Origin of the sequence: uncultured Roseobacter sp. (assembly GCF_947493125.1) — a bacterium.
Lineage (GTDB): Bacteria > Pseudomonadota > Alphaproteobacteria > Rhodobacterales > Rhodobacteraceae > Roseobacter.
On record NZ_CANLQB010000009.1, the window covers coordinates 166,332 to 188,293 of the forward strand.

Annotated in this window: 23 protein-coding genes; 16 read left to right on the forward strand and 7 right to left on the reverse strand. The window is 63.1% G+C overall.

What is annotated here, in order from left to right; genetic code table 11:
- Window positions 1-80 precede the first annotated feature (80 nt).
- Window positions 81-1,448 (forward strand): preprotein translocase subunit SecY, encoded by a 1,368-nt coding sequence (gene secY, locus Q1A71_RS19395; RefSeq protein WP_299680420.1) that lies wholly within the window; start codon window positions 81-83, stop codon window positions 1,446-1,448.
- Complete coding sequence (locus Q1A71_RS19400; protein WP_299680422.1) at window positions 1,445-2,089, forward strand: adenylate kinase; 645 nt, start codon at window positions 1,445-1,447, stop codon at window positions 2,087-2,089. Before secY ends, Q1A71_RS19400 begins: the two co-directional genes overlap by 4 nt.
- A 15-nt stretch (window positions 2,090-2,104) precedes the next feature.
- On the opposite strand, the gene Q1A71_RS19405 is transcribed toward Q1A71_RS19400, so the two are convergent.
- The 4 genes from Q1A71_RS19405 to Q1A71_RS19420 form a co-directional block, all read right to left on the reverse strand.
- Window positions 2,105-3,097 carry a DUF1194 domain-containing protein gene (locus Q1A71_RS19405; RefSeq protein ID WP_299680424.1) on the reverse strand — a complete coding sequence of 331 codons (993 nt, stop codon included), beginning with the start codon at window positions 3,095-3,097 and terminating at the stop codon, window positions 2,105-2,107.
- 261 nt (window positions 3,098-3,358) lie between these two features.
- A complete protein-coding gene (locus Q1A71_RS19410; protein ID WP_299680427.1) occupies window positions 3,359-4,540 on the reverse strand; it encodes a hypothetical protein in 1,182 nt (393 codons plus the stop codon).
- A gap of 119 nt (window positions 4,541-4,659) precedes the next feature.
- Window positions 4,660-5,697, reverse strand: a complete 1,038-nt coding sequence (locus Q1A71_RS19415; protein ID WP_299680430.1) for a hypothetical protein — start codon at window positions 5,695-5,697, stop codon at window positions 4,660-4,662.
- Window positions 5,698-5,914: 217 nt separating this feature from the next.
- On the reverse strand, window positions 5,915-6,880 hold the full coding sequence (locus Q1A71_RS19420; protein ID WP_299680433.1) for a hypothetical protein: 966 nt from the start codon (window positions 6,878-6,880) through the stop codon (window positions 5,915-5,917).
- A gap of 311 nt (window positions 6,881-7,191) precedes the next feature.
- Here Q1A71_RS19420 and rpsM point away from each other — a divergent pair, with 311 nt between their 5' ends.
- The 14 genes from rpsM (at window position 7,192) to Q1A71_RS19490 (ending at window position 19,957) form a co-directional block, all read left to right on the forward strand.
- Window positions 7,192-7,560 (forward strand): 30S ribosomal protein S13, encoded by a 369-nt coding sequence (gene rpsM, locus Q1A71_RS19425; RefSeq protein WP_219505845.1) that lies wholly within the window; start codon window positions 7,192-7,194, stop codon window positions 7,558-7,560.
- A gap of 15 nt (window positions 7,561-7,575) precedes the next feature.
- Window positions 7,576-7,965, forward strand: a complete 390-nt coding sequence (gene rpsK, locus Q1A71_RS19430) for a 30S ribosomal protein S11 (RefSeq protein WP_159974560.1) — start codon at window positions 7,576-7,578, stop codon at window positions 7,963-7,965.
- Between the two features lie 112 nt (window positions 7,966-8,077).
- A complete protein-coding gene (locus tag Q1A71_RS19435; protein WP_299680439.1) occupies window positions 8,078-9,094 on the forward strand; it encodes a DNA-directed RNA polymerase subunit alpha in 1,017 nt (338 codons plus the stop codon).
- Window positions 9,095-9,224: 130 nt separating this feature from the next.
- Complete coding sequence (rplQ, locus tag Q1A71_RS19440) at window positions 9,225-9,644, forward strand: 50S ribosomal protein L17 (protein WP_195819755.1); 420 nt, start codon at window positions 9,225-9,227, stop codon at window positions 9,642-9,644.
- A gap of 97 nt (window positions 9,645-9,741) precedes the next feature.
- Entirely contained in the window at window positions 9,742-11,175 is a 1,434-nt protein-coding gene (locus Q1A71_RS19445; protein WP_299680446.1) for a trypsin-like peptidase domain-containing protein, read from the forward strand.
- A 3-nt stretch (window positions 11,176-11,178) separates the two neighbouring features.
- Complete coding sequence (locus tag Q1A71_RS19450) at window positions 11,179-12,486, forward strand: replication-associated recombination protein A (RefSeq protein WP_299680449.1); 1,308 nt, start codon at window positions 11,179-11,181, stop codon at window positions 12,484-12,486.
- Between the two features lie 31 nt (window positions 12,487-12,517).
- A complete protein-coding gene (crcB, locus tag Q1A71_RS19455; RefSeq protein WP_299680452.1) occupies window positions 12,518-12,898 on the forward strand; it encodes a fluoride efflux transporter CrcB in 381 nt (126 codons plus the stop codon).
- Window positions 12,895-13,932: an RluA family pseudouridine synthase gene (locus Q1A71_RS19460; RefSeq protein WP_299680455.1), complete on the forward strand. Its 1,038-nt coding sequence runs from the start codon at window positions 12,895-12,897 to the stop codon at window positions 13,930-13,932. Before crcB ends, Q1A71_RS19460 begins: the two co-directional genes overlap by 4 nt.
- A complete protein-coding gene (locus tag Q1A71_RS19465; RefSeq protein ID WP_299680460.1) occupies window positions 13,932-14,606 on the forward strand; it encodes an HAD-IA family hydrolase in 675 nt (224 codons plus the stop codon). The genes Q1A71_RS19460 and Q1A71_RS19465 overlap by 1 nt, the downstream gene beginning before the upstream one ends.
- On the forward strand, window positions 14,603-15,319 hold the full coding sequence (locus tag Q1A71_RS19470) for an ATP12 family protein (RefSeq protein ID WP_299680463.1): 717 nt from the start codon (window positions 14,603-14,605) through the stop codon (window positions 15,317-15,319). Before Q1A71_RS19465 ends, Q1A71_RS19470 begins: the two co-directional genes overlap by 4 nt.
- A 188-nt stretch (window positions 15,320-15,507) precedes the next feature.
- Entirely contained in the window at window positions 15,508-16,524 is a 1,017-nt protein-coding gene (locus Q1A71_RS19475; RefSeq protein WP_299680466.1) for an amino acid ABC transporter substrate-binding protein, read from the forward strand.
- Between the two features lie 131 nt (window positions 16,525-16,655).
- Window positions 16,656-17,870 (forward strand): ABC transporter permease subunit, encoded by a 1,215-nt coding sequence (locus tag Q1A71_RS19480; protein ID WP_299680471.1) that lies wholly within the window; start codon window positions 16,656-16,658, stop codon window positions 17,868-17,870.
- 3 nt (window positions 17,871-17,873) lie between these two features.
- Entirely contained in the window at window positions 17,874-19,172 is a 1,299-nt protein-coding gene (locus tag Q1A71_RS19485; RefSeq protein ID WP_299680473.1) for an amino acid ABC transporter permease, read from the forward strand.
- 14 nt (window positions 19,173-19,186) lie between these two features.
- Window positions 19,187-19,957 (forward strand): amino acid ABC transporter ATP-binding protein, encoded by a 771-nt coding sequence (locus tag Q1A71_RS19490; protein WP_299680476.1) that lies wholly within the window; start codon window positions 19,187-19,189, stop codon window positions 19,955-19,957.
- Window positions 19,958-20,038: 81 nt separating this feature from the next.
- Here Q1A71_RS19490 and Q1A71_RS19495 read toward each other — a convergent pair whose 3' ends face one another.
- The 3 genes from Q1A71_RS19495 to Q1A71_RS19505 are packed head-to-tail and all read right to left on the reverse strand — an operon-like array spanning window position 20,039 to window position 21,959.
- The gene (locus Q1A71_RS19495) at window positions 20,039-20,536 is read right to left on the reverse strand and encodes a histidine phosphatase family protein (protein ID WP_299680481.1); all 498 of its coding nucleotides are present in this window, start codon (window positions 20,534-20,536) and stop codon (window positions 20,039-20,041) included.
- Window positions 20,533-21,168, reverse strand: coding sequence for a ferredoxin (locus tag Q1A71_RS19500; RefSeq protein WP_299680484.1), 636 nt, complete (start codon window positions 21,166-21,168; stop codon window positions 20,533-20,535). The genes Q1A71_RS19495 and Q1A71_RS19500 overlap by 4 nt, the downstream gene beginning before the upstream one ends.
- Window positions 21,165-21,959 carry a sterol desaturase family protein gene (locus tag Q1A71_RS19505; RefSeq protein ID WP_299680487.1) on the reverse strand — a complete coding sequence of 265 codons (795 nt, stop codon included), beginning with the start codon at window positions 21,957-21,959 and terminating at the stop codon, window positions 21,165-21,167. The genes Q1A71_RS19500 and Q1A71_RS19505 overlap by 4 nt, the downstream gene beginning before the upstream one ends.
- Window positions 21,960-21,962: the final 3 nt, after the last annotated feature.

The window sequence follows — 21,962 nt, forward strand, 5'->3', positions numbered from 1 at the left end:
CATAGTCATGTGAGTTTTCCCGAACGCCGCCCGCCTTTTCCGGCCCGGGCGGCGTGTCCGTAGATAAAGAGAGCCAATCCATGGTATCTGCCGTCGAGAATATGGCCGCCAACACCAGCTGGTCTGCGCTGGGAAAGGCAACCGATCTTCGAAACCGCATCCTCTTCACCCTTGGTCTGCTGATCGTCTATCGCCTTGGCACCTTCATTCCGGTGCCCGGGATCGACGGTGTGGCGCTGCGCCAGTTCATGGAACAGGCCGGCCAGGGCATTGGTGGCATGGTGAGCATGTTCACCGGCGGTGCGCTGGGGCGGATGGGCATCTTTGCCCTCGGGATCATGCCCTACATTTCGGCCTCGATCATCGTGCAGCTTCTGACGTCGATGGTGCCGTCACTGGAACAGCTGAAGAAAGAGGGCGAACAGGGGCGCAAGAAGATCAACCAGTACACGCGCTATGGCACCGTGTTCCTGGCCACGCTGCAGGCCTACGGGCTCGCCGTGAGCCTGGAGGCGGGCGATATCGTGACCGATCCGGGCATGTTCTTCCGCGCCTCCTGTGTGATTACACTGGTCGGCGGCACAATGTTCCTGATGTGGCTGGGCGAACAGATCACCGCGCGCGGCGTGGGCAATGGTATTTCGCTGATCATCTTCGTGGGCATCATTGCGGAGTTGCCGGCGGCGCTGGCGCAGTTCTTCAGCCAGGGGCGGTCGGGCGCGCTGAGCCCTGCGGTGATCATCGGTGTGATCATCATGGTGATCGCGACCATCATGTTCGTGGTCTTCATGGAGCGCGCCTTGCGCAAGGTGCATATTCAGTATCCGCGCCGGCAAGTGGGAATGAAGGTCTATGACGGCGGATCGAGCCACCTGCCGGTCAAGGTCAACCCGTCAGGGGTGATCCCGGCGATCTTTGCCTCGTCGCTGCTGCTGTTGCCCGTGACGATCAGCACGTTTTCGGGGAATTCCACCAATCCGGTGATGTCCTGGCTGCTGGCGAATTTCGGGCCCGGGCAGCCGCTCTATCTCGCGTTCTTCACGGTGATGATCGTCTTCTTTGCGTATTTCTATACGTTCAATGTGAGCTTCAAGCCGGATGATGTGGCGGACAATCTGAAAAACCAGAACGGGTTCATCCCCGGCATTCGGCCCGGCAAGAAGACCTCCGAGTACCTGGAGTATGTGGTCAACCGCGTGCTGGTGCTGGGCTCGGGCTATCTGGCGGCGGTGTGTCTGCTGCCGGAGATCCTGCGCGGGCAGTTTGCGATCCCCTTCTACTTCGGCGGCACGTCGGTGCTGATCGTGGTGTCGGTGACCATGGACACGATCCAGCAGGTGCAGAGCCATCTGCTGGCCCACCAATACGAAGGTTTGCTTGAAAAGTCCCAGTTGCGTGGTAAGTCTGGCGGCAAGTCACGCAAGAAACGGAGCCCCGCCCGCCGATGAATATTATCCTGCTGGGGCCTCCGGGGGCCGGGAAGGGGACGCAGGCGCGTCATCTGGTCGAGACACGCGACATGGTGCAGCTGAGTACGGGCGACATGCTGCGCGAGGCCAAGGACTCCGGAACCGAGATGGGCAATATCGTCGCCGACGTGATGGCGCGCGGGGCGCTGGTGACCGATGAGATCGTGATCGGACTGATCAAGGAAAAGCTGGAGACGGTCAAAGCCGCGGGATTCATCTTCGATGGCTTTCCGCGCACGCTGGCGCAGGCAGACGCCCTGGGCGAACTACTGGACAGCGAGGGCGAGAGCCTGGATGCGGTGATCGAGATGCGCGTGGATGACGCAGCGCTTGTGGCGCGGATCGTGGCGCGCTCCACCTGTGCGATGTGCGGTGAGGTCTACAACGACGAGACCAAGCCGATCCCCGCAGATGGCAAATGCAGCAATTGTGGCGGCACCGAGTTCAAGCGCCGGGCGGATGACAATGAGGAGAGCCTCAAGACCCGCCTGATGGAGTATTACAAGCAGACGTCGCCCCTGATCGGCTATTACTATGCCAAGGGTCTGCTCAGCCGCGTGGACGGTCTTGGCACCATCGACGCCGTGCAGGGCGAGATCAGCACGGTGATGGGCGCCTGACGCTCCAGCGCCGCCTCAGGGCACGATCATGAACGGATTGGCCGAACTCACTCGCGTATCGCCGCAGTCGCTTCGTGGCCGCTGCGGAGGTTCCGAGCCGCCGTTCGGTGCCAGCTGAATCATGTTCGCCGGCAGGATCCGCGGCGCGGTGCTGTCGTCATCGCCGTTCCATGCCCTCGCGATCCGGGACTTCTCTTCGGACCGCATGTCCGCCATTTCCAGCATCAGTTTCATGATCAGGGTTTCCCGCACATCGTTGAACCCGCGCGCCACCAGATGGAAGGCGCCGGGGCCGCCGATGACACAGTCTTCGTAGTACCGGGACACCCGATCAAAGGACAGTTGATCGGCGTTGGGCTGTCCGTAGGCGACCTCAATGGGCAGGCCGTTGACGGTGAGGCCCATGGCGAGAAGCCGTTCGCGCACAGCGAGAATGCCGGTGCCGTCGTTGAGCACCCCATCCCCCGAGATGTCGATCACATAGTCACGGGCGGGCACCTGGAGACCGGCCATCACCTGTTCGGCTGCCAGCAGCGCGTTGCCGATGGCGGTGGGCTGCACATACATCGGGTCCGCCGTGCGGTCTTCGATGGCCAGAATGTCGTCGGCGAAACGGGCGATCTGCTGCGGCGTGGACATGATCCGCATGGGCAGGTGCACCCGCTGATAGTGTCGTCCGCTCCACTCCATATAGGCGATGGCGATCCGGCCTGACCCGCCCCCCAGCGCCATGCCCGCAACCCGCGGATCGCTCAGCGCCGCGGCGTAGGCTTCGCGCTGAAAGCGGCGTTCGTGGGATTTCACAGAGGACGAGACATCGACCGCCAGGACCAGCGCCACATCGACCCGGTTCGGATTGTGGATATCGACCTGTCCGGACGCGTAGCGCGGCGTCACCTGTTCTTGCGCGCCGATATGGTTGGGGGTGAGGGTCCCGAGGCACAGAAGCGTCAGGGCCAAGAGCCACCGAAGCGGTTGGACTCCAAAAAGGGCATCTCTCGTGTTCATCTGCCTTCTCCTTTCAGAGCGGCCTCCTCCCACGGTCGCGTTAGCTAAATGTTCTACCGAAAAATGGTTAACAACTCCCTGCACAATCGTGCTGCAGCGCAGCATTTTTGTCTGGAGCGCGGTCGAAAAGAGGCATATGCTCAAAGTTTCAGCGCTTTGAGAAAGGAGCGCCGCGGGTCGGCCGAGGCAATCTGCGCTTGCTGGGGGTCCGTCGGTGCGCCTTTGCGGTGTGACGCGGCGCGCGTCAGAGCCTGCAGAGGCTCAGGCGGTGTTGGTCTGGGCGGTGGTCTGCTGAGCGGGGGCAGCTACGTCCTTCGCGGTCTCGATCGCTTCGGCGTAGTCGCGGAAGAAGTTGGCCACGGCGCTGCCTGCGAGGGGCTGGAGGGCGTCGAGGGCGTCGCAGGCCGCGAGTGCGCGTGCTGTGGCGTGCTTTGCGCGCACTTCATAGGCCACCTTGACTGTCAGTTCGGAGCGGTAGTCGTGATCGCGGGTGTATGCGAGAGCCTCGCGCGCGTCGTCGCCTGCGTCCACGATCCGCTGGCGATAGATCCGGAGTTCGTGACTGAGGACGAAGAGGTCGTCGAAGGGCCCCGTCGACCAGTCCTGCTTGGTCCAGTAGAGAATTCTGTCGTATTCCTTTCGGGCTCGTCTCAACGCCTCTTCTGCCGTCTCGGCGTCGATCTCTTCGGGCATGCGCATCTCGGTGGCGAGCTGGGGCGCGTTCTCCATCAATTCGACGTAGAAGGCGCGGTTCTTCCCGGCGGTCTCGGTGACGGCGGCGGCTGCTTCGGCTGCATGCTCGAGACTGTCGACGTCGCTCTGCGACAGCATCTTCTTCTCTCCTGCGCCACGGGACGGATGGTAGCCCGCGTAGTCCGCATCGGAGTTGCCGAAGTTCTCGAACAGCGTTGCGTTCCTGTCGGCTGGACCCTCTGTCATGTCGGCGGGCGCGGGGAGCTCCTCGATGACCCAAGTCGGCTCGTCGGTCCACAGCTGAACCGAGATCCATTCCTCGAACGTCAGCTTCTTGTGGGTGCGGGCCGTCACCGCAGCGGAATAGGCGCGGTACGCTCTGCGCATGTCGATGTTGTACCGCTGGATCAGATCATGGTCGCCGCGTTCATCTGCCGGACCGTCCAGATGGGTGCCGCGGATGCGCCCGTCATCAAAGTAGACACTGCCAATCTTGCCATTCTCGATGCTGATCATGACCGGGACGTTCGCGGGCAGTTCCGCCTCGGTATCGGTGCCGCCATTGGCGGCTTGCAGGACCGGCGCCCGCTGGCGTTGCAGGGCTTGGAGCTGCCGCACCTGTCGGCTGTTGTCGGCGCGCTGTTGCAGCGCCACCAGGGCATCGTCGGCGCGTCTGCGTTGGGCTGTGCCGCGGATGTGCCGCCTGTTGGCGCCGGTGGCTGATAGAGTGCGCGAGATCGGAGCTTTCAAGCGAGGCGTCCCTGTTGAGGCCCTGGGTAAGTGCCCGAACCATATTGGAGGTTGAATTGACCATCCAGCCGCCTTCCCGGGTCGGCGGTTGCGTGCTCAAACTGCCGTTTGCGGTGGGGCTAGACCTGATCGGGCTTTCTGATGTGGTTCGCGAAGACCGGCAGGCGGCTTTTGACGAAGTTGTAAAACAGGGTGTTGCGCCGGTTGACGTCGGTCTCGCCGTCGATCCGGCGCAGGGCCTCTTTCAAAACCGAGACCACCTGCTTGTTGGTCTCGAACTTCGCGGCGATGCCGCGCGAGGGGTGCCAGCTCTGCACCTTGCCGTTGCTCACATTGGTGAAGACTTCGAAGAGCGTGATGTTGTCGGGCGGATCAGCGGCCTCCGTATCGAAGGCCTCGTCGGCGCGGGTGACCGGCGTGATCCAATTGGGCAGTTGGTTCACGGGGGCTTTGGCCAGATAGACGCCCAGCCACTGGTTGAATTGGTCGAACAGCCATTCCGCGGATTGCTGCTGGCGCTGATCGTCCGGCAGGGAGGGGTCGGTCTGGGCATAGAAGAGTTTGTCGATGCCCCTGTTCACTTTGAAGAACAGGCTGAGCGCCTTGTCATAGTCGAGATTGAAGCGCTGGGTGCGCTCGTTGGGGTTGTCCCGCTCAAGCGCCGGGCCGTCCGAATGGGTGGTGCGGATGCGACCGTTGCGAAAATAGATGCTGCCGATCTTGCCATCCTTGACGCTGGCCATCAGCGTGATCTTGGATTGTGCCTTGTACTCCTCGCGGGCCCACTCCGGAACGCCTTGGCTATAGGTCCACCCCGGGTCGTCATGTTGGGGGCCATACTCTGGCAGGAACGGGCTGGAGCTTTGATCGACCTGGGCGTGGTCCTGTTTGTACTGGTATTTGGCCCAGCCCGGCACGCCTTTGCTTTTGTCCCAGGAGAGGGTGCCGCTGTCGTCGATCGCGGCTGTGCTGGGATCATCCACGCGCTGGAGGGGCAGGCTGGCGCGGGCCTGCATCTCGCGGAGTTGGCGGACGGCGGTGCTGTCCTTTGCCTTGGCCTGCAGCGTGGTGAGCGACCGGTCCGGCGGGGCCGTGCGCGCGCCCTTGCGCGATTTTGGAGGCGGCGCGGTGCGGCGTCTGGAGCGTAGGGTTCTCAATGTCTGAATGTCCGTTTCAACCGTATGACCCAATACTACTATGAGGCGAACCTAGCATTACCGCAAAAAGGGACAAGACCCCGTCGAATGGCCGGGCGATCATCGGCATGCCGCTTTTTCCAGCGCAGGCGGGATCGGATCGAAGGACAGCAGCCCATTCAGCAATGGATGAGGACGTGACGATCGCTGCCTGCCCGGAACAGGCGAACTTGAGACGCTAGGTCTTTTTCGGACGCGGGGCGACCTCTTCGGGGCTGCGGATGAGTTTGGCGAACTCGGGGATGCGCTTTTGGATGAAAGTATAAAACTGCTTGTTCCGCTCGTTGACGTCCTTCACCCCGTCGATATGTTTCACCGCCGCCTCAAGCACCGAAATCACCTGTTTGTTGGTGGCAAATTTGGTGGCCACCCCGCGCGAGGGGTGCCAGCCCGCGACCTTGCCGTCGCTCACACGGACGAAGACCTCGAACAGCTTCATGACCGGATCCGGAGCCCCGTCTTCCGGGTCGTGCGCGGTGTCCGGACCCGTGACCGGCACGATCCAATTGGGCAGGCTGTCGTTGGGGATCGAGATGAGCTGATTTGACAGCCATCTCTTGAAGGCGCGATCATATTCCTTTCTGGCGAGTTTTTCGCGGTCTTCCTTGGGCAGCTTCACGTCGGTCTTCCAATAGAGGTTTGGGAAGAGATCCGTGTTGGCGGCATCGAAAATGCGCTGTGCCCTGGCCAAATGCAGATTGTAGCGTTGCACGGCCCGGTCCGACTTGTCCGGGGCCTTTTCGGGCCCCGAGCCATGGGTGGTGCGGATGCGACCGCCTGGGAAGTAGATGCTGCCGATCTTGCCGTTTTTCATCGAGCAGATCAGCGTTGTCTGAGCCTCGGCTTCGTACTGGTCCTTGGCCCATTGCGGCACGCCTGTCTTCGTGTCCCAGCCCGGTGTCTCATCGTCCTCGTAGTCCGGTAGGAAGGGGCTGGAGGAGGTATCGACTTCCCGTTGCACGACCCCGTTGGCGCGGGATGTCATGCGCTGGAGCTGTGCGACGGCGGGGCTGCCGTCGGCTTTGGCCTGCAGTGCCTCGAGCGCAGGGTCCGCCGCGGCTGTCCCGGAGGGCTGCGCGGTGGGGGCTTTGGCCGCCGGTTTGGGAGGCGCTTTGGCGGTGCGGGGGGTGGAGGCGTGGGGCATGGGAGGTCTCTTCTGGGCAACGCGATGCTTCACAACCTAGCGTGGTGCAGCCGCCCGGTCCACAATCGGATTGCGTGTTGACCTCCGGCGCGGATTGGCCCATGAGACGCAGGTCGGAGGCGCGGGTTGACGATGCGGGAAAAACCCCATAACACGCGCTATCTCGACTGAGAATCAATTTGTCTTGAGGGTCGCTCCCAAGAGGCAAGATCACCTGATCAGCTGACGCCCGATGCCCTGAAAAGCTTCGGGCTTACGTTGTGAAAAAAGGGTCCGGAACTACGGACCCGCAACGAAAAGGAATAGCACACGTGGCACGTATTGCCGGCGTAAACATCCCGACTGCAAAGCGGGTTCCCATCGCCCTCACCTACATCACCGGTATCGGCAACGCCTCTGCAAAAGCGATTTGCGAAGCGGTCGGTATCGACGCGGCCCGCCGGGTCAACGAACTCTCTGACGCCGAAGTTCTGGCCGTGCGCGAGCACATCGACGCCAACTACACCGTCGAAGGCGATCTGCGTCGTGACACGCAGATGAACATCAAGCGCCTGATGGACCTGGGCTGCTACCGTGGCCTGCGCCACCGTCGCAACCTGCCCGTCCGCGGTCAGCGCACCCACACCAATGCTCGCACCCGCAAAGGCCCCGCAAAGGCCATTGCCGGTAAGAAGAAATAAGGGAGGGTCTGACCAATGGCACGTGACCGCGTACGCGTTAAGAAAAAGGCCAGCAAGAACATCGCCGCTGGTGTGGCGCATGTGAACAGCTCCTTCAACAACACCAAGATCCTGATCTCGGATGTGCAGGGCAATGCGATCTCCTGGTCGTCTGCCGGCACCATGGGCTTCAAGGGCTCGCGGAAATCCACACCCTACGCCGCCCAGATGGCTGCCGAGGATGCGGGCCGCAAGGCGCAGGAACACGGCGTGAAGACGCTGGAAGTGGAAGTGCAGGGACCGGGGTCTGGCCGTGAGAGCGCGCTGCGTGCCTTGGCCGCTGCCGGGTTCAACATCACGTCCATCCGCGACGTGACGCCCATGGCCCACAACGGCTGCCGCCCCCCGAAGCGCCGCCGCGTTTAAGTTGAGTATTACGACCGGGGCTGCGGGTTTTCTCGCGGCCCCAATCCGCTTTTTGAAACCTCGAGAGTCTTGGCCGTTTGGACATGGGGCTTAGACAGGAATGGAGGGACGCATGATCCACAAGAATTGGGCCGAATTGATCAAGCCGCAGCAGCTTGACGTGAAGCCGGGCAACGACCCCGCGCGTCAGGCCACCGTGACGGCTGAGCCGCTGGAGCGTGGCTTTGGCCTGACCATGGGCAACGCGCTGCGCCGGGTGCTGATGTCGTCGCTGCAGGGCGCGGCCATCACATCCGTTCAGATCGACAACGTGCTGCACGAGTTTTCCAGCGTGGCCGGCGTGCGGGAAGACGTCACCGACATCATCCTGAACCTCAAGGGCGTGAGTATCCGCATGGAAGTGGAGGGGCCGAAGCGCCTGTCGATTTCCGCCAAGGGTCCGGGTGTTGTGACCGCGGGCGACATCTCCGAGAGCGCGGGCATCGAAGTGCTGAACCGCGATCATGTGATCTGCCACCTCGACGATGGTGCCGACCTTTACATGGAGCTGACCGTCAACCAGGGCAAAGGCTACGTCTCGGCCGAGAAGAACAAACCCGAGGATGCGCCCATCGGTCTCATCCCGATCGACGCGATCTATTCGCCGGTGAAAAAGGTCAGCTATGATGTGCAGCCCACCCGCGAGGGCCAGGTGCTCGATTATGACAAGCTGACCATGAAAGTGGACACCGACGGCTCGATCAGCCCTGATGATGCGGTGGCCTTTGCCGCGCGTATTCTGCAGGACCAGTTGGGTATCTTCGTCAACTTCGACGAGCCTGAATCTGCATCTCGTGCGGACGAGGACGATGGCCTGGAGTTCAACCCGCTGCTGCTCAAGAAAGTGGACGAGCTGGAGCTGTCCGTGCGCTCGGCCAACTGTCTGAAGAATGACAATATTGTCTATATTGGTGATCTGATCCAGAAGACCGAGGCCGAGATGCTGCGCACGCCGAACTTTGGCCGCAAGTCCTTGAATGAGATCAAGGAAGTGCTGTCGGGCATGGGTCTGCATCTCGGGATGGACGTCGAAGACTGGCCGCCGGACAACATCGAGGATCTGGCTAAGAAATTTGAAGATTCCTTCTAAGGGGTCTTCAGCATGCCCGCTTTGTGCGGGGACGATCCGGGCCAGCGTGCCCCAAGGAGAACCGGGTGACACGCATCACCCGGTCAGACAAAGCAAAACCGCCCGTAGAGGGCACTTTAGGAGATAGAAAATGCGTCACGCACGTGGATACCGCCGCCTGAACCGCACACATGAGCACCGCAAGGCGCTCTGGGCCAACATGGCGGGCTCGCTCATCGAACATGAGCAGATCAAGACAACGCTGCCCAAGGCGAAGGAACTGCGCCCGATCATCGAAAAGATGATCACGCTGGCCAAACGCGGCGACCTGCACGCACGCCGTCAGGCCGCGGCCAAGCTCAAGCAGGACCAATATGTCACCAAGCTGTTTGACGTGCTGGGTCCGCGCTACAAAGACCGCCAGGGCGGCTATGTGCGCGTGCTGAAAGCGGGTTTCCGTTATGGCGACATGGCGCCGATGGCGATCATCGAATTTGTGGACCGCGACCGCGACGCCAAGGGGGCTGCCGACAAGGCACGCCTGGCCGCGGAAGAGGCTGCCGACGAGTAAGACAGGCGCTTTTGCGCTGCCCTGGCCCCTGTCCCACGCGGGACGGGGGCTTTTTTTATGCGGTCAGGGGCGGTATCTCGAGCAGAGACGTCCTAGGATGCTGGCGGTGATTTCTGTGCTGGAGCGGTGCGACTTGCATATTTTTGGAACACTGAAGCGGCTGGTCCTGCTTTTGGTCTGCCTTGGCCCGCTCTGGGCGCATGCGGAGACGCGGGTGCCCCAGAACGCCGCCGAGATCACCCTGAGCTTTGCGCCGCTGGTGCGGGAGACGGCGCCTGCGGTGGTCAACATCTATGCCCGTTTCGTGACCGAGAGCCGCCGCACGCCCTTCATGGATGACCCGTTCTTTGACAGATTCTTCGAAGGCTTCGGGCGGCCCGAGCCGCGGGTGCAGAACTCGCTGGGGTCGGGCGTGATCCTGTCGGCGGACGGGATCATCGTGTCGAACTATCACGTGGTGGGTATGGCGACCGACATTCGCGTCGTGCTCGCCGACCGGCGCGAGTTCACCGCGCGGGTGCTTTTGGGTGATGCGGAGAGCGATCTGGCGATTTTGCAGCTGGAGGGCGCGGAGGACCTGCCGTTTCTGCCGCTGCGCACCTCGGACACGGTGGAGGTGGGCGAGCTGGTGCTGGCCATCGGCAACCCCTTTGGCGTGGGACAGACCGTGAGCAGCGGGATCGTCTCGGGGCTGGCGCGCTCGGGCGCGGCAACAGGGTCGGGCCGGGGGTATTTCATCCAGACCGATGCGCCGATTAATCCCGGCAACTCGGGCGGTGCGCTGATTGACGTGCGCGGGGAGTTGATTGGTGTGAACACCTCGATCCTGACCCGCTCGGGCGGCTCGAACGGCATCGGCTTTGCCATCCCATCCGATCTGGTGGCGGCCTTTGTGCCACAGGCGCAGGACGGGCGCACGAGTTTCGCGCGGCCCTGGGCGGGCATGGGTGGCCAGCCGGTCGATGCAGAGATGGCCGAGGCCTTCGGGCTGGAGCGGCCCGGCGGCATCATCATCTCGGCGATGCATGCGGACAGCCCCTTTGCGCAGGCGGGCGTCTCGGTGGGCGATGTCATCACCGCGGTGGACGGCCAGCCGGTGAACACCCCGCCCGAGATGGTCTATCGGATGAGCGTGACCGGCCTCGGCCAGCGGGCGCGGATCAGCTTTTTGAGCGGGGGCGAGATGCGCGAGACCGAGGTGCGGCTGATGGCGGCACCCGATGTGCCGGACCGCGAGGCGCTGACGCTCGGGCGTGATGACATCCTGCCGGGGTTGGGGCTGGCGCGGGTCAACCCGGCGGTGATTGCGGAATTCAACCTGCCGCTGGAGAGCACCGGCGTGGTAGTGACCGATGCGGGGCGGTTCGGTGGCCGGGTCGGGGTGCGCGTGGGCGATGTGATTGTAGGGATCAATGACCGCCCGGTGACGCGGCCGCGTGATGTGGCCGATGCGTTCCGGGCGCGTGCGCGCAACTATGCGCTAAGCGTGATCCGCGGGACGCAGCGGGTTGTCCTGCGGTTCGGGGTCTGAGAGGTGGCGGATCTTTTCGCCACGGATCCGGCACCAGACGCGGGCGGCCATCGCCCCCTGGCGGACCGGTTGCGCCCACAGACCTTGGCGGAGGTGATCGGGCAGGACCAGATCCTGGGGCCGGAGGCACCGCTGACGGTGATGCTGGACGCGGGGGCGCTCGGTTCGCTGATCTTCTGGGGTCCGCCTGGGGTGGGCAAGACCACGATTGCGCGGCTGCTCGCCCATGAGACGGATATGCATTTCGTCCAGATCAGTGCGATCTTCACCGGGGTGCCGGAGCTGCGCAAGGTCTTCGAGGCGGCGAAGATCCGGCGACAGAACGGGCAGGGGACGCTGCTGTTTGTGGATGAGATCCACCGCTTCAACAAGGCGCAGCAGGACGGGTTTTTGCCGCATATGGAGGATGGGACGATCCTTCTGGTGGGGGCAACCACCGAGAACCCGTCGTTCGAGCTGAATGCGGCGGTCATGAGCCGCGCACAGGTCATGGTGCTGGAGCGTCTGGGCCTGAAGGACCTGGAGCTGCTGGCCCAGCGGGCCGAGCAGGAGCTGGGCGCGCCGCTGCCGCTCGACGGCCCGGCGCGCGAGGCGCTGCTGGAGATGGCCGATGGCGACGGGCGGGCGCTGTTGAACCTGATCGAGCAGGCGAGTGCCTGGTCGGTCGAAGGCAAGCTCAACCCGGAGGCGCTCGGCACACGGCTGATGCGCCGGGCGGCGCAATACGACAAGTCCGGGGATGCGCATTACAACCTGATTTCGGCGCTGCACAAATCGGTGCGCGGCTCGGACCCGGATGCGGCACTTTACTGGTTTGCCCGGATGCTGGAGGGCGGCGAGGACCCGCGATTTCTGGCCCGTCGCCTGACGCGGATGGCGGTGGAGGACATTGGGTTGGCGGACCCGCAGGCCCAGGCGATCTGTTTGCGAAGCTGGCAAACCTATGAGCGGCTGGGAAGCCCGGAGGGTGAGTTGGCGCTGGCGCAGGCGGTCGCGTATCTCGCGTTGGCGCCGAAGTCGAATGCGGCTTATGTGGCCTATAAGGGCGCGTGCAAATCGGCGAAGGAGACCGGATCGGAACCGCCGCCCAAACATATCCTGAACGCGCCCACCGGCCTGATGAAGGATCAGGGCTATGGCGCGGGCTATGCCTATGACCACGATGCGGAGGACGGATTTTCTGGGCAAAACTACTTCCCCGACGGCATGGCGAGGCAAACCTTCTACGCGCCTGTCGAACGAGGGTTTGAACGCGATTTGCAAAAGCGGCTTGCCTACTTTGCAAAGTTACGCGCGCGGCGCGAAACTTGACAATCTCGCGAGCGTGCGGGACAGACCGCGCATGATGACATCTCTGATCATGGTGGCCTTTGGCGGGGCGATTGGCGCCTCTTTGCGGTTCCTCTGGGGCATGGCGTTTCTGCGCCTGACGGGACCGTCGGAGTTTCCGCTGGCCATCATGACGGCCAACATCCTGGGCTCGTTCCTGATGGGGGCATTCGTGGTGCTGGCGGCGCATAAGGGGCTGACCCATCTGAGCCCCTTCGTGATGACTGGGCTGCTCGGCGGATTCACCACCTTTTCCGCCTTTTCGTTGGAGACGATGACGCTGGTGGAGCGGGGCGATCTGGCCGCGGCGGGGCTCTATGTGGTGCTGTCGGTGGCGCTGTCGATTGGCGGGCTGATGCTGGGGCTGTGGCTGGCGCGTGGGGTCATGGCATGAGCCGGGTGCAGACGGTGACGGTGGAGGCCGATGACGCGGACCAGCGGCTCGATCGCTGGTTTCGGCGACAGTTTCCGCATGTGCCGCAGGGGCGGATCGAGAAGATGTGCCGCAAGGGCGAGATCCGGGTTGACGGCGGGCGCGTCAAGGCCGCCACGCGGTTGGAGGCCGGTCAGCAGGTGCGTGTGCCGCCCTTGCCCGCCGGCGCTGCACCCGCGCCGGAGCGCAAGACAATCTCGGACGCCGATGCAAAGATGATCCAGTCCTGCGTGATTTATCGGGATGATCAGGTGATCGCGCTGAACAAGCCTGCCGGTTTGCCGACGCAGGGTGGCTCGAAACAGACGCGCCATGTGGACGGGCTCGCCGAGGCGTTGAAGTTCGGGTTCGAGGAAAAGCCGCGGCTGGTGCACCGGCTCGACAAGGACACCTCGGGGGTGTTGTTGCTGGCGCGCACGCGAGCGGCGGCCAAAGCGTTGACCGCGTCGATGCGGCATAAGGAGACGCGCAAGATTTACTGGGCCTTGGTGGCCGGGGTGCCGACGCCCTATCTGGGTGAGATCCGCTTTGGGTTGGTGAAGGCGCCGGGGCGCGGAGGCGGCGGGGAGGGCGAGAAGATGATTGCGCTGCATCCGCGCGACATCGATGACACGCCGGGCGCCAAGCGGGCGCATACGCTTTATGCCACACTCTACCGCGTGGGTGCGCGGGCGGCCTGGGTCGCGATGGAACCGATCACCGGGCGCACCCATCAGTTGCGCGCGCACATGGCCGAGATCGGGCATCCGATTGCAGGTGACGGCAAATACGGCGGCTCCGGGCAGGAGAATATGGGCGACGGCTGGGGCGCGCAATTGGGCGGCATCATCTCGAAAGAGCTGCACCTGCACGCACGGATGATGCGCTTTGAACAGCCCGAAACGGGCGAGATCATCACCGTCACCGCGCCCTTGCCCGAGCATATGGCGCAAAGCTGGGAGACCTTCGGCTGGACCGAGGACATCGCTGCCGAAGATCCGTTCGAGGCGCTGTGATGGCGGGGGACCTGCGGTTGGTGATCTTCGACGTGGACGGCACACTTGTTGACAGTCAGGCCGATATTCTGGCCGCCATGGCGGAGGCCTTTGCCGCCGTGGATCAACCTGCGCCGAACCGGGCCGCGATCCTCGGGATCGTGGGGCTGTCGCTGGAGGTGGCGATGCAGCGGCTGGCCCCGCGGTGCGATCACGTCCGTATGGTGACGGCCTACAAAGATGCGTATATCGCGTTGCGTGCAAAGACTGGCGCGGCCCAATCCTCTCCGCTCTATCCGGGGGCGCGGGAGGTGTTGGAACGGTTGGGCGCACAGCCGGACGTCGTGCTGGGGGTTGCAACAGGCAAATCCAAACGCGGGCTCGACAAGCTGATCGAGGCCCATGACCTGGACGGTGTCTTCATGACCCAGCAGGTGGCGGACTTCCATCCCTCGAAACCCAACCCTTCGATGATCTACCAGGCGATGGCGGAGGCCGGTGTCGGCAAGTCGCGCACGGTCATGATCGGGGATACGAGCTTTGATATGGAGATGGCGGCCACCGCCGGAGTTGCGGGGTTCGGCGTGAGCTGGGGGTACCATCCGGTTTCTGCGCTGCGGGCCGCGCACAGCGTATCGAGTGATTTTGCCACTTTGGAGCGCACCCTCGCGCGCCATTGGAGTTTGTTGCCATGAGTGAATGGAAGGCCAAGCGGTTCTGGACCGCGGCGGAGGTGACGGAGGGCGCCGAGGGCTTTGGCATCGCGCTCGATGGCCGCCCGGTCAAGACCCCGGCGAAACGGGCGTTGCAGGCGCCCACACGTGCGCTGGCCGAAGCCATTGCCGCGGAATGGGCCGCGCAGGGAGATGTGGTCGACCCGCTGAGCATGCCCTTTACACGCACCGCCAATGCCGCCATCGACAAGGTCGCTGTGCAGCAGGCGGAGGTGGCCGAGATGCTCGCCGCATATGGCGACAGCGACCTGCTGTGCTACCGCGCGGAGCAGCCCGCAGAGTTGGTTGAGCGGCAGGCGGCGGCGTGGGACCCGCTGCTCGACTGGGCGGCAGAGACCCTGGGCGCCCGGTTGCACCCGCGGGTGGGTGTCATGCATGCGCCGCAGGATCCGGACGCGCTCGCGCGGCTCTCTGCCGAGGTCAAGGCGCTGCCGGTCTTTCAGTTGACGGCGTTTCATGACCTCGTGAGCCTATCCGGGTCCCTGATTCTCGGCTTTGCGGCAGCGCAAGATTTGAAAACAATCAAAGCGCTTTGGGACATTTCCCGTCTCGACGAGATCTGGCAGGCGGAGCAATGGGGACAGGATGAGGAGGCCGAGGCGGCTGCGGCAGTGAAATTTACCGCTTTCCAGCACGCCAAAGCGGTTTTTGATCTCACCCATCCCGGATTTTAGCGCTCACATTGGGCAATGCCTCTGCGAGGGGGGCTGCGGGTCTCATTTTCAGCCGCACGCACTTGACCTTATCGGCGGATTGCGACCAGTATATGGCCCACTTGCAGGGGCTAACCCTGCATATCGCCTCCGGCCAACGAGTGCCGGTCGACCCGCCTGACAAGGCGGAAAATCAGGAAGAGGTAAAAATGAAAAAATCTGTAATTCTCGGTGCTCTGACCGTTGCTGGCCTGTCGGCTGGTGCGGCGGCTGCCGGTACGTTGGACGACGTCAAGGCACGCGGCACGCTGAACTGCGGCGTGGCCACCGGTCTGGCCGGTTTTGCGGCGCCGGACGCGAATGGCGAGTGGAAGGGCTTCGACGTCTCGGTCTGCCGCGCCGTCGCTGCAGCCGTTCTCGGCGACCCTTCGGCGGTCGAATTCGTTCCGACCACCGGCAAGACCCGCTTCACGGCGCTGGCCTCGGGCGAGATCGATATGCTGGCCCGCAACACCACCTGGACCTTTAGCCGCGACGTTGACCTGAAGTTCACTTTTGTTGGCGTGAATTACTATGACGGTCAGGGCTTCATGGTTCCCAAGGCGCTTGGCGTGTCTTCCGCGAAGGATCTGGACGGCGCAACCGTCTGCATCCAGACCGGCACCACAACCGAGCTGAACCTGGCGGACTTCTTCCGCACCAACAACATCGGCTATGAGCCCGTGCCGATCGAAACCAACGCCGAAGCGCAGCAGCAGTACCTTGCCGGTGCCTGCGACGTCTACACAACGGACGCCTCCGGCCTGGCCGCGACACGCGCGACCTTTGAAGCACCAGGCGATCACGTCCTGTTGCCCGAAATCATCTCCAAAGAGCCGCTCGGCCCGCTCGTGCGTCATGGCGACGACGAATGGGGTGACGTGGTGCGCTGGACGTTGAACGCGCTGATCACGGCAGAAGAGCTGGGCGTGACCTCGGCCAACGTCAACGAGATGTCCGCGAACACCGGCAACCCCGAAGTGGCGCGCCTGCTGGGCACCGAAGGTACGCTGGGCGAGATGCTCGGCCTCGACGCTGACTGGGCCAAGCGCGCGATTTCCGCGCAAGGCAACTACGGTGAAATCTTCGCGAAGAACATCGGTGAGGAAACACCGATCGGTCTGGCCCGCGGGCTGAACGCCCAGTGGACCGACGGTGGCCTGATCTACTCGCCACCGTTCCGCTAAGAGCAAACGGGCAAGGGCGCAGGGACCAACCTGCGCCCTTTCCTTATGACGACCCAAAATAAAGAGACCCGACCACCGAGGCGCAGAAAGCGCCCGTTAAAATCAAGGTCGGAACCACGGGGAAAATTCAAATGACGACACTGACGGACCCACCGCGGGAGTCCTTCCGCCTGTCTATGTTGATCAATGACACGCGGTATCGGTCCCTGACGTTTCAGGGGATCACGCTGCTGGTGCTGATCATCGCCATCGCTTATCTGGCGAACAATCTTCTGACAAACCTCGCTGCTGCCGGTCTGAACATCGCCTACGACTTCCTGGGCGATCCGGCAGGGTATGACATCAACCAGGCGCTGGTGGAGTACAACAGCCGGTCGAGCCATGCGCGGGCCGCCCTTGTCGGTGTTCTGAACACGCTGCTCGTCGCCTTTCTGGCCTGTATCACGGCAACTGTCTTCGGGGTGATTGCCGGTGTGCTGCGGCTGTCGAACAACTGGCTGGTGCGCAAGCTGATGTCCTTCTATGTGGAGATCTTCCGGAACATCCCCGTGCTGATCTGGATCATCATCATCTTCACGATCATGACCGCCGTGATGCCCGCTCCGCGCGCCTTCCGGGGCGACGAGCCCGAGGCGACGATGCTGATGGGTCTTTTCGCCTTCACCAACCGCGGCGTGTACATCCCCGCGCCGGTCTGGGGCCCAGGCTCGATGGTCGTGGTGGCGACCTTCATCGCCTCGATCATTGGTGTGATCGGCTATCGCCGCTACGCTACGAAGCTGCTCTATGACACGGGCAAGCTGCTGCCCATGGGCTGGCCGAGCCTTGCGATCTTCTTCCTGCCCACGATCCTGATGTTCTACATCATGGGGCGGCCCATTGGTCTCGATGTGCCGGAGCTCGGGGGCTTCAACTTCCGGGGTGGGATCCAGGTGGGCGCACCTCTCATCGCGCTGTGGTTCGCGCTGTCGATCTACACCGGGGCCTTCATCGCCGAGAACGTGCGCGCGGGTATTCAGGCGGTCAGCAAGGGCCAGACCGAGGCTGCCTCGGCCCTTGGCCTGCGGCCCGGACGGGTGATGAAGCTCGTGGTGCTGCCGCAGGCGTTGCGCGTGATCATTCCGCCGCTGATTTCGCAGTATCTCAACATCACCAAGAACTCCTCGCTCGCGATTGCGGTGGGCTATGCAGACATCACAGCGACGCTGGGGGGCATCACGCTGAACCAGACGGGGCGGGCGATTGAATGCGTGCTGCTGCTGATGCTGTTCTATCTCACGATCTCGCTGCTGATCTCGGCGGTGATGAACGTCTACAACAACGCCGTGAAGCTGAAGGAGCGCTGAGCCATGTCAGACACACATGCACACTCCGTCGCCTTCGTGCGCGAAACCGAAATCCCCTCGTCTCCGCCGCCCTATGCGGCCACAGGGCCTGTCAAATGGCTGCGCGAGAACCTCTTTGCGACGCCCGCCAACAGTCTGCTGACCATCGCGGCGCTTTATGTCATCTGGCAGATCCTGTCAGGAACAATGCCGTGGATCCTGAACGGGATCTGGAACACCTCGAGCCTAGCGGAGTGCCGGCAGGTGCTCGATGGCGCCGTGGGAGCCTGCTTCTCGGTTCTGACCGAACGGTGGAACCAGTTGCTCTTTGGCTTCCAGTACCCATCCGAGCTTTACTGGCGTCCAACGCTGGCGCTGGGTCTGTTGTTCGTCGCGGCCGCGCCGGTGCTGTTCTTTGACCTGCCGCGCAAGCTTCTGGCCTTCACGGCGGTTTATCCTTTCATTGCCTTCTGGCTGATCTGGGGTGGCACCATCCTGACACCCATCGTGGCCTTTGCCGGTGTTGCGGCGGGCGCAGTCGTCTATCAGCGCCTGGTGACCGGCAGCTTCGCCTACGGGTTCTTCGGTGGGATCATCGCGGCCTTCATTGTCTGGACGGTGGGTGGCTGGATCATCCCGGATGGCGCCTCGGAGACCGCCATGCTGACGGCGGTACCGAGCCGTGACCTGGGTGGCTTCATGCTGAACATGATGCTGGGGGTCACCTGCGTGACGCTGTCGATCCCCATCGGGATCGCGCTGGCACTTGGGCGGCAGTCGTCGATGCCGCTGATCAAGGTGGTCTGCGTGGTCTTCATCGAGTTTGTCCGCGGTGTGCCGCTGATCACGCTGCTTTTCGTGGCAAGCGTGATGCTGGCGTATTTCTTCCCGCCTGAATCCTCGCTCGATCTGTTCCTGCGCGTGGTGATCATGATCACCATGTTTTCCTCGGCCTATATCGCCGAGGTGATCCGGGGTGGCCTCGCCGCTTTGCCCAAGGGGCAGTATGAGGCGGCGGATTCGCTGGGGCTGGACTATCCGCAGGCGATGCGGCTGATCATCCTGCCGCAGGCGCTGAAGATCTCGATCCCCGGGATCGTGAACATCGCCGTCGGGCTCTTCAAGGACACCACGCTGGTGTCGGTGATCGGCATGTTCGACATCGTCGGCATGATCCGTGGCCCGATCCTCGCCTCGACGGAATGGAACGGGGTCTATTGGGAGCTTCTCGGCTTCGCCTCGGTGCTGTTCTTCGTCGTCTGCTATGGCATCTCGCAATACTCACAATGGCTCGAACGTCGCCTCGCGACCGACCATCGCTAAAGGAGGTTTCAGACATGGCTGAAGCTGCAACTCAAATGAAGGTCTCGGACGAGATCGCAATCACCATCTCCAAGATGAACAAGTGGTACGGCACCTTCCACGTGCTGCGCGACATCGACCTGACGGTCAACCGCGGCGAACGGATCGTGATCTGCGGGCCGTCGGGGTCGGGGAAATCGACGCTCATCCGCTGCATCAACGCGCTGGAAGAGCACCAGCAGGGCTCCATCGAAGTGGATGGTACGCTGCTTTCCTCGGATCTGAAGAACATCGACAAGATCCGGTCCGAAGTTGGCATGTGCTTTCAGCACTTCAACCTCTTCCCGCATCTGACGATTCTGGAGAACTGCACGCTTGCGCCGATCTGGGTGCGTAAGACACCGAAGAAGGAAGCCGAAGAGACGGCCATGCACTTCCTCGAGAAGGTCAAGATCCCCGATCAGGCGATGAAATATCCCGGCCAGCTCTCGGGCGGCCAGCAGCAGCGGGTGGCGATCGCGCGCTCACTCTGCATGCGCCCGCGGATCATGCTCTTTGACGAGCCCACCTCGGCGCTTGACCCGGAGATGATCAAGGAGGTGCTCGACACGATGATCGAGCTTGCCGAAGAGGGGATGACCATGCTTTGCGTGACCCACGAGATGGGCTTTGCGCGCCAGGTGGCGAACCGGGTGATCTTCATGGATGCGGGCCAGATCGTCGAACAGAACGAGCCCGAGGCCTTCTTCAACAATCCGCAGAGCCCGCGCACCCAGCTGTTCCTGAGCCAGATCTTGGGTCACTGAACGGCGGGTGGCCTGAAAGCCCACCCAACCTGCCAGCACGACGGGCAGAGCAGGCAGGTGCGGTGGGCTTTCAGGCCGCCGCTACGTCAACTCTCGCGGAACAACGAACGCAATCGGCTGGCCTTTGTGCCAGCCGATCTCCGTCCAGCTTGCGATATCAAACTGCACCACCAGAGTGGCGCCTGTGGGGTAGTCCTCGAACCGCACGTGATCCGGTGCTGCACGCACCAGCCGTTTGGCAAAGGCGCAGATGCCGGGGTTGTGCCCGATCATCAGCACGCATGTTCCCGTCGCGCGCATCAGCACTTCACGCATTGTGCGGGCCTCGGCGTGGTAGAGGTCACTTGTGTAGGTCACCGGTATCTCAACCGGGAGCTCCAGCCGCTGCACTGTCTCGCCCGTGCGGGTTGCCGACGAGCACAGCACCTCATCCGGCACGTGCCCCTGCGCGCGCAACCACGCGCCCAGAGCTTTGGCTGAGACCCGCCCGCGCCCGTTCAACGGCCGGTCGTGATCGCGCAGGCCCGCATGGGTCCAGTCGGATTTGGCGTGGCGCATCAGGATCAGGGTACGGGTCATTGCGGATGAAAGGCTTTCATGTGGAAGGCGGATTGCGCGGGCGCGCGTCCGAAGTGCTCTGAGACCGGGCAGGCACGTCGCACACGGCAGCCTCGTGTCATACAGTCTGCGCCCTCGGCCGTGTCGAGGAAACCCTTGCATCGCGGTACATCGTAGGCGTTCTCCGCTGAGAGCGCGCCGACCGGGCAGGCGGTGAGGCAGGGCGTGTCCGTGCAGCTGTCGCATGGGCTGGCTTGAGCGCGCGCTGGCGCAGCGAGCGGTGCATCGAAGAGCAGCGCCCCTCGGATCGAGATCATCAGCCCAGCCTCGTCATGGACCATCATACCGGTCGGACTTTGGAAAAACCGCCCCGTCCTCAATGCCCAGGCGATGAAGGGGAGATAGGGGGGGCCATCGGACGGATAGGCCGTTCGTGCGCTGACCTCCGCAGCCATGGCGCCAATGACCCGCTTGGACCAGCGGTCCAGCGGGTCGGCCTGCCCGTCTGCGTATTCCGCTGATACGGTGAAGACCGGCCAAAGCCCTGCGCTTGCCCCGACCATCACCAGGCTCGTGCCGTCTTCCAGGCTTGCAGATCCCATCACGAAGAGGCCGGACGGCTCTGCCAGAGCGGCGATGCGGTCGAGGGTCATTTTCGGGCGAAGGGCAGGGCAATCGACCAGCCAAAGCGGCTCGGGCGGTCATCCTGCCATTCAAGTCCCACTTCCATCTCGTCATGGCCCGCTTTGGGTTGGGCGATGTAGGTGCCGAACATCTGGTCCCAGATCGAGAGGGCAAAGCCATAGTTGCTGTCATGCTCCGCGCGGTGCACGGAGTGGTGCACGCGGTGCATGTCTGGCGTGACCAACACCCGACGTACGATGGCGTCGAGCCAGAGCGGCAGGCGGATGTTGGCGTGGTTGAACATCGCCGTGCCGTTCAGCAGGATCTCGAAGATGATCACGGCCAGCGCGGCGGGGCCCATCAGGTAGACGAGGCCGATTTTCAGCACCATCGACAATGCAATCTCGACCGGGTGGAAGCGGATGGCGGTGGTCACATCCATATCGACATCGGCATGGTGCACGCGGTGCAGCCGCCAGAGGATCGGCACCTTATGGGTGATCAGATGCTGCAGCCAGATGGCGAAATCCAGCACCAGGATGGCAATCACCATCTCCAGCCAGATCGGCCAGCCGATCATGTTGAAGAGGCCCCAGCCCTGCGCCTGAGCGTCAATGGCGGCGCCCACGGCCAGCAGGGGCAGGGCGAAGGCCATCAGCCGCAGTGTCAGCGTGTTGGCGATAGTGATGCCCCAGTTCGTTGTCCACCTGCGACTGCGCGGCTGGCTGCGGACACGCCGTGGCGCCAGCGCTTCGAGCGTGGCAAGCACCGCAAACAGGCCCAGAAAGATGCCGAGGCGAATGATGGCTTCGTTTTCCATGAG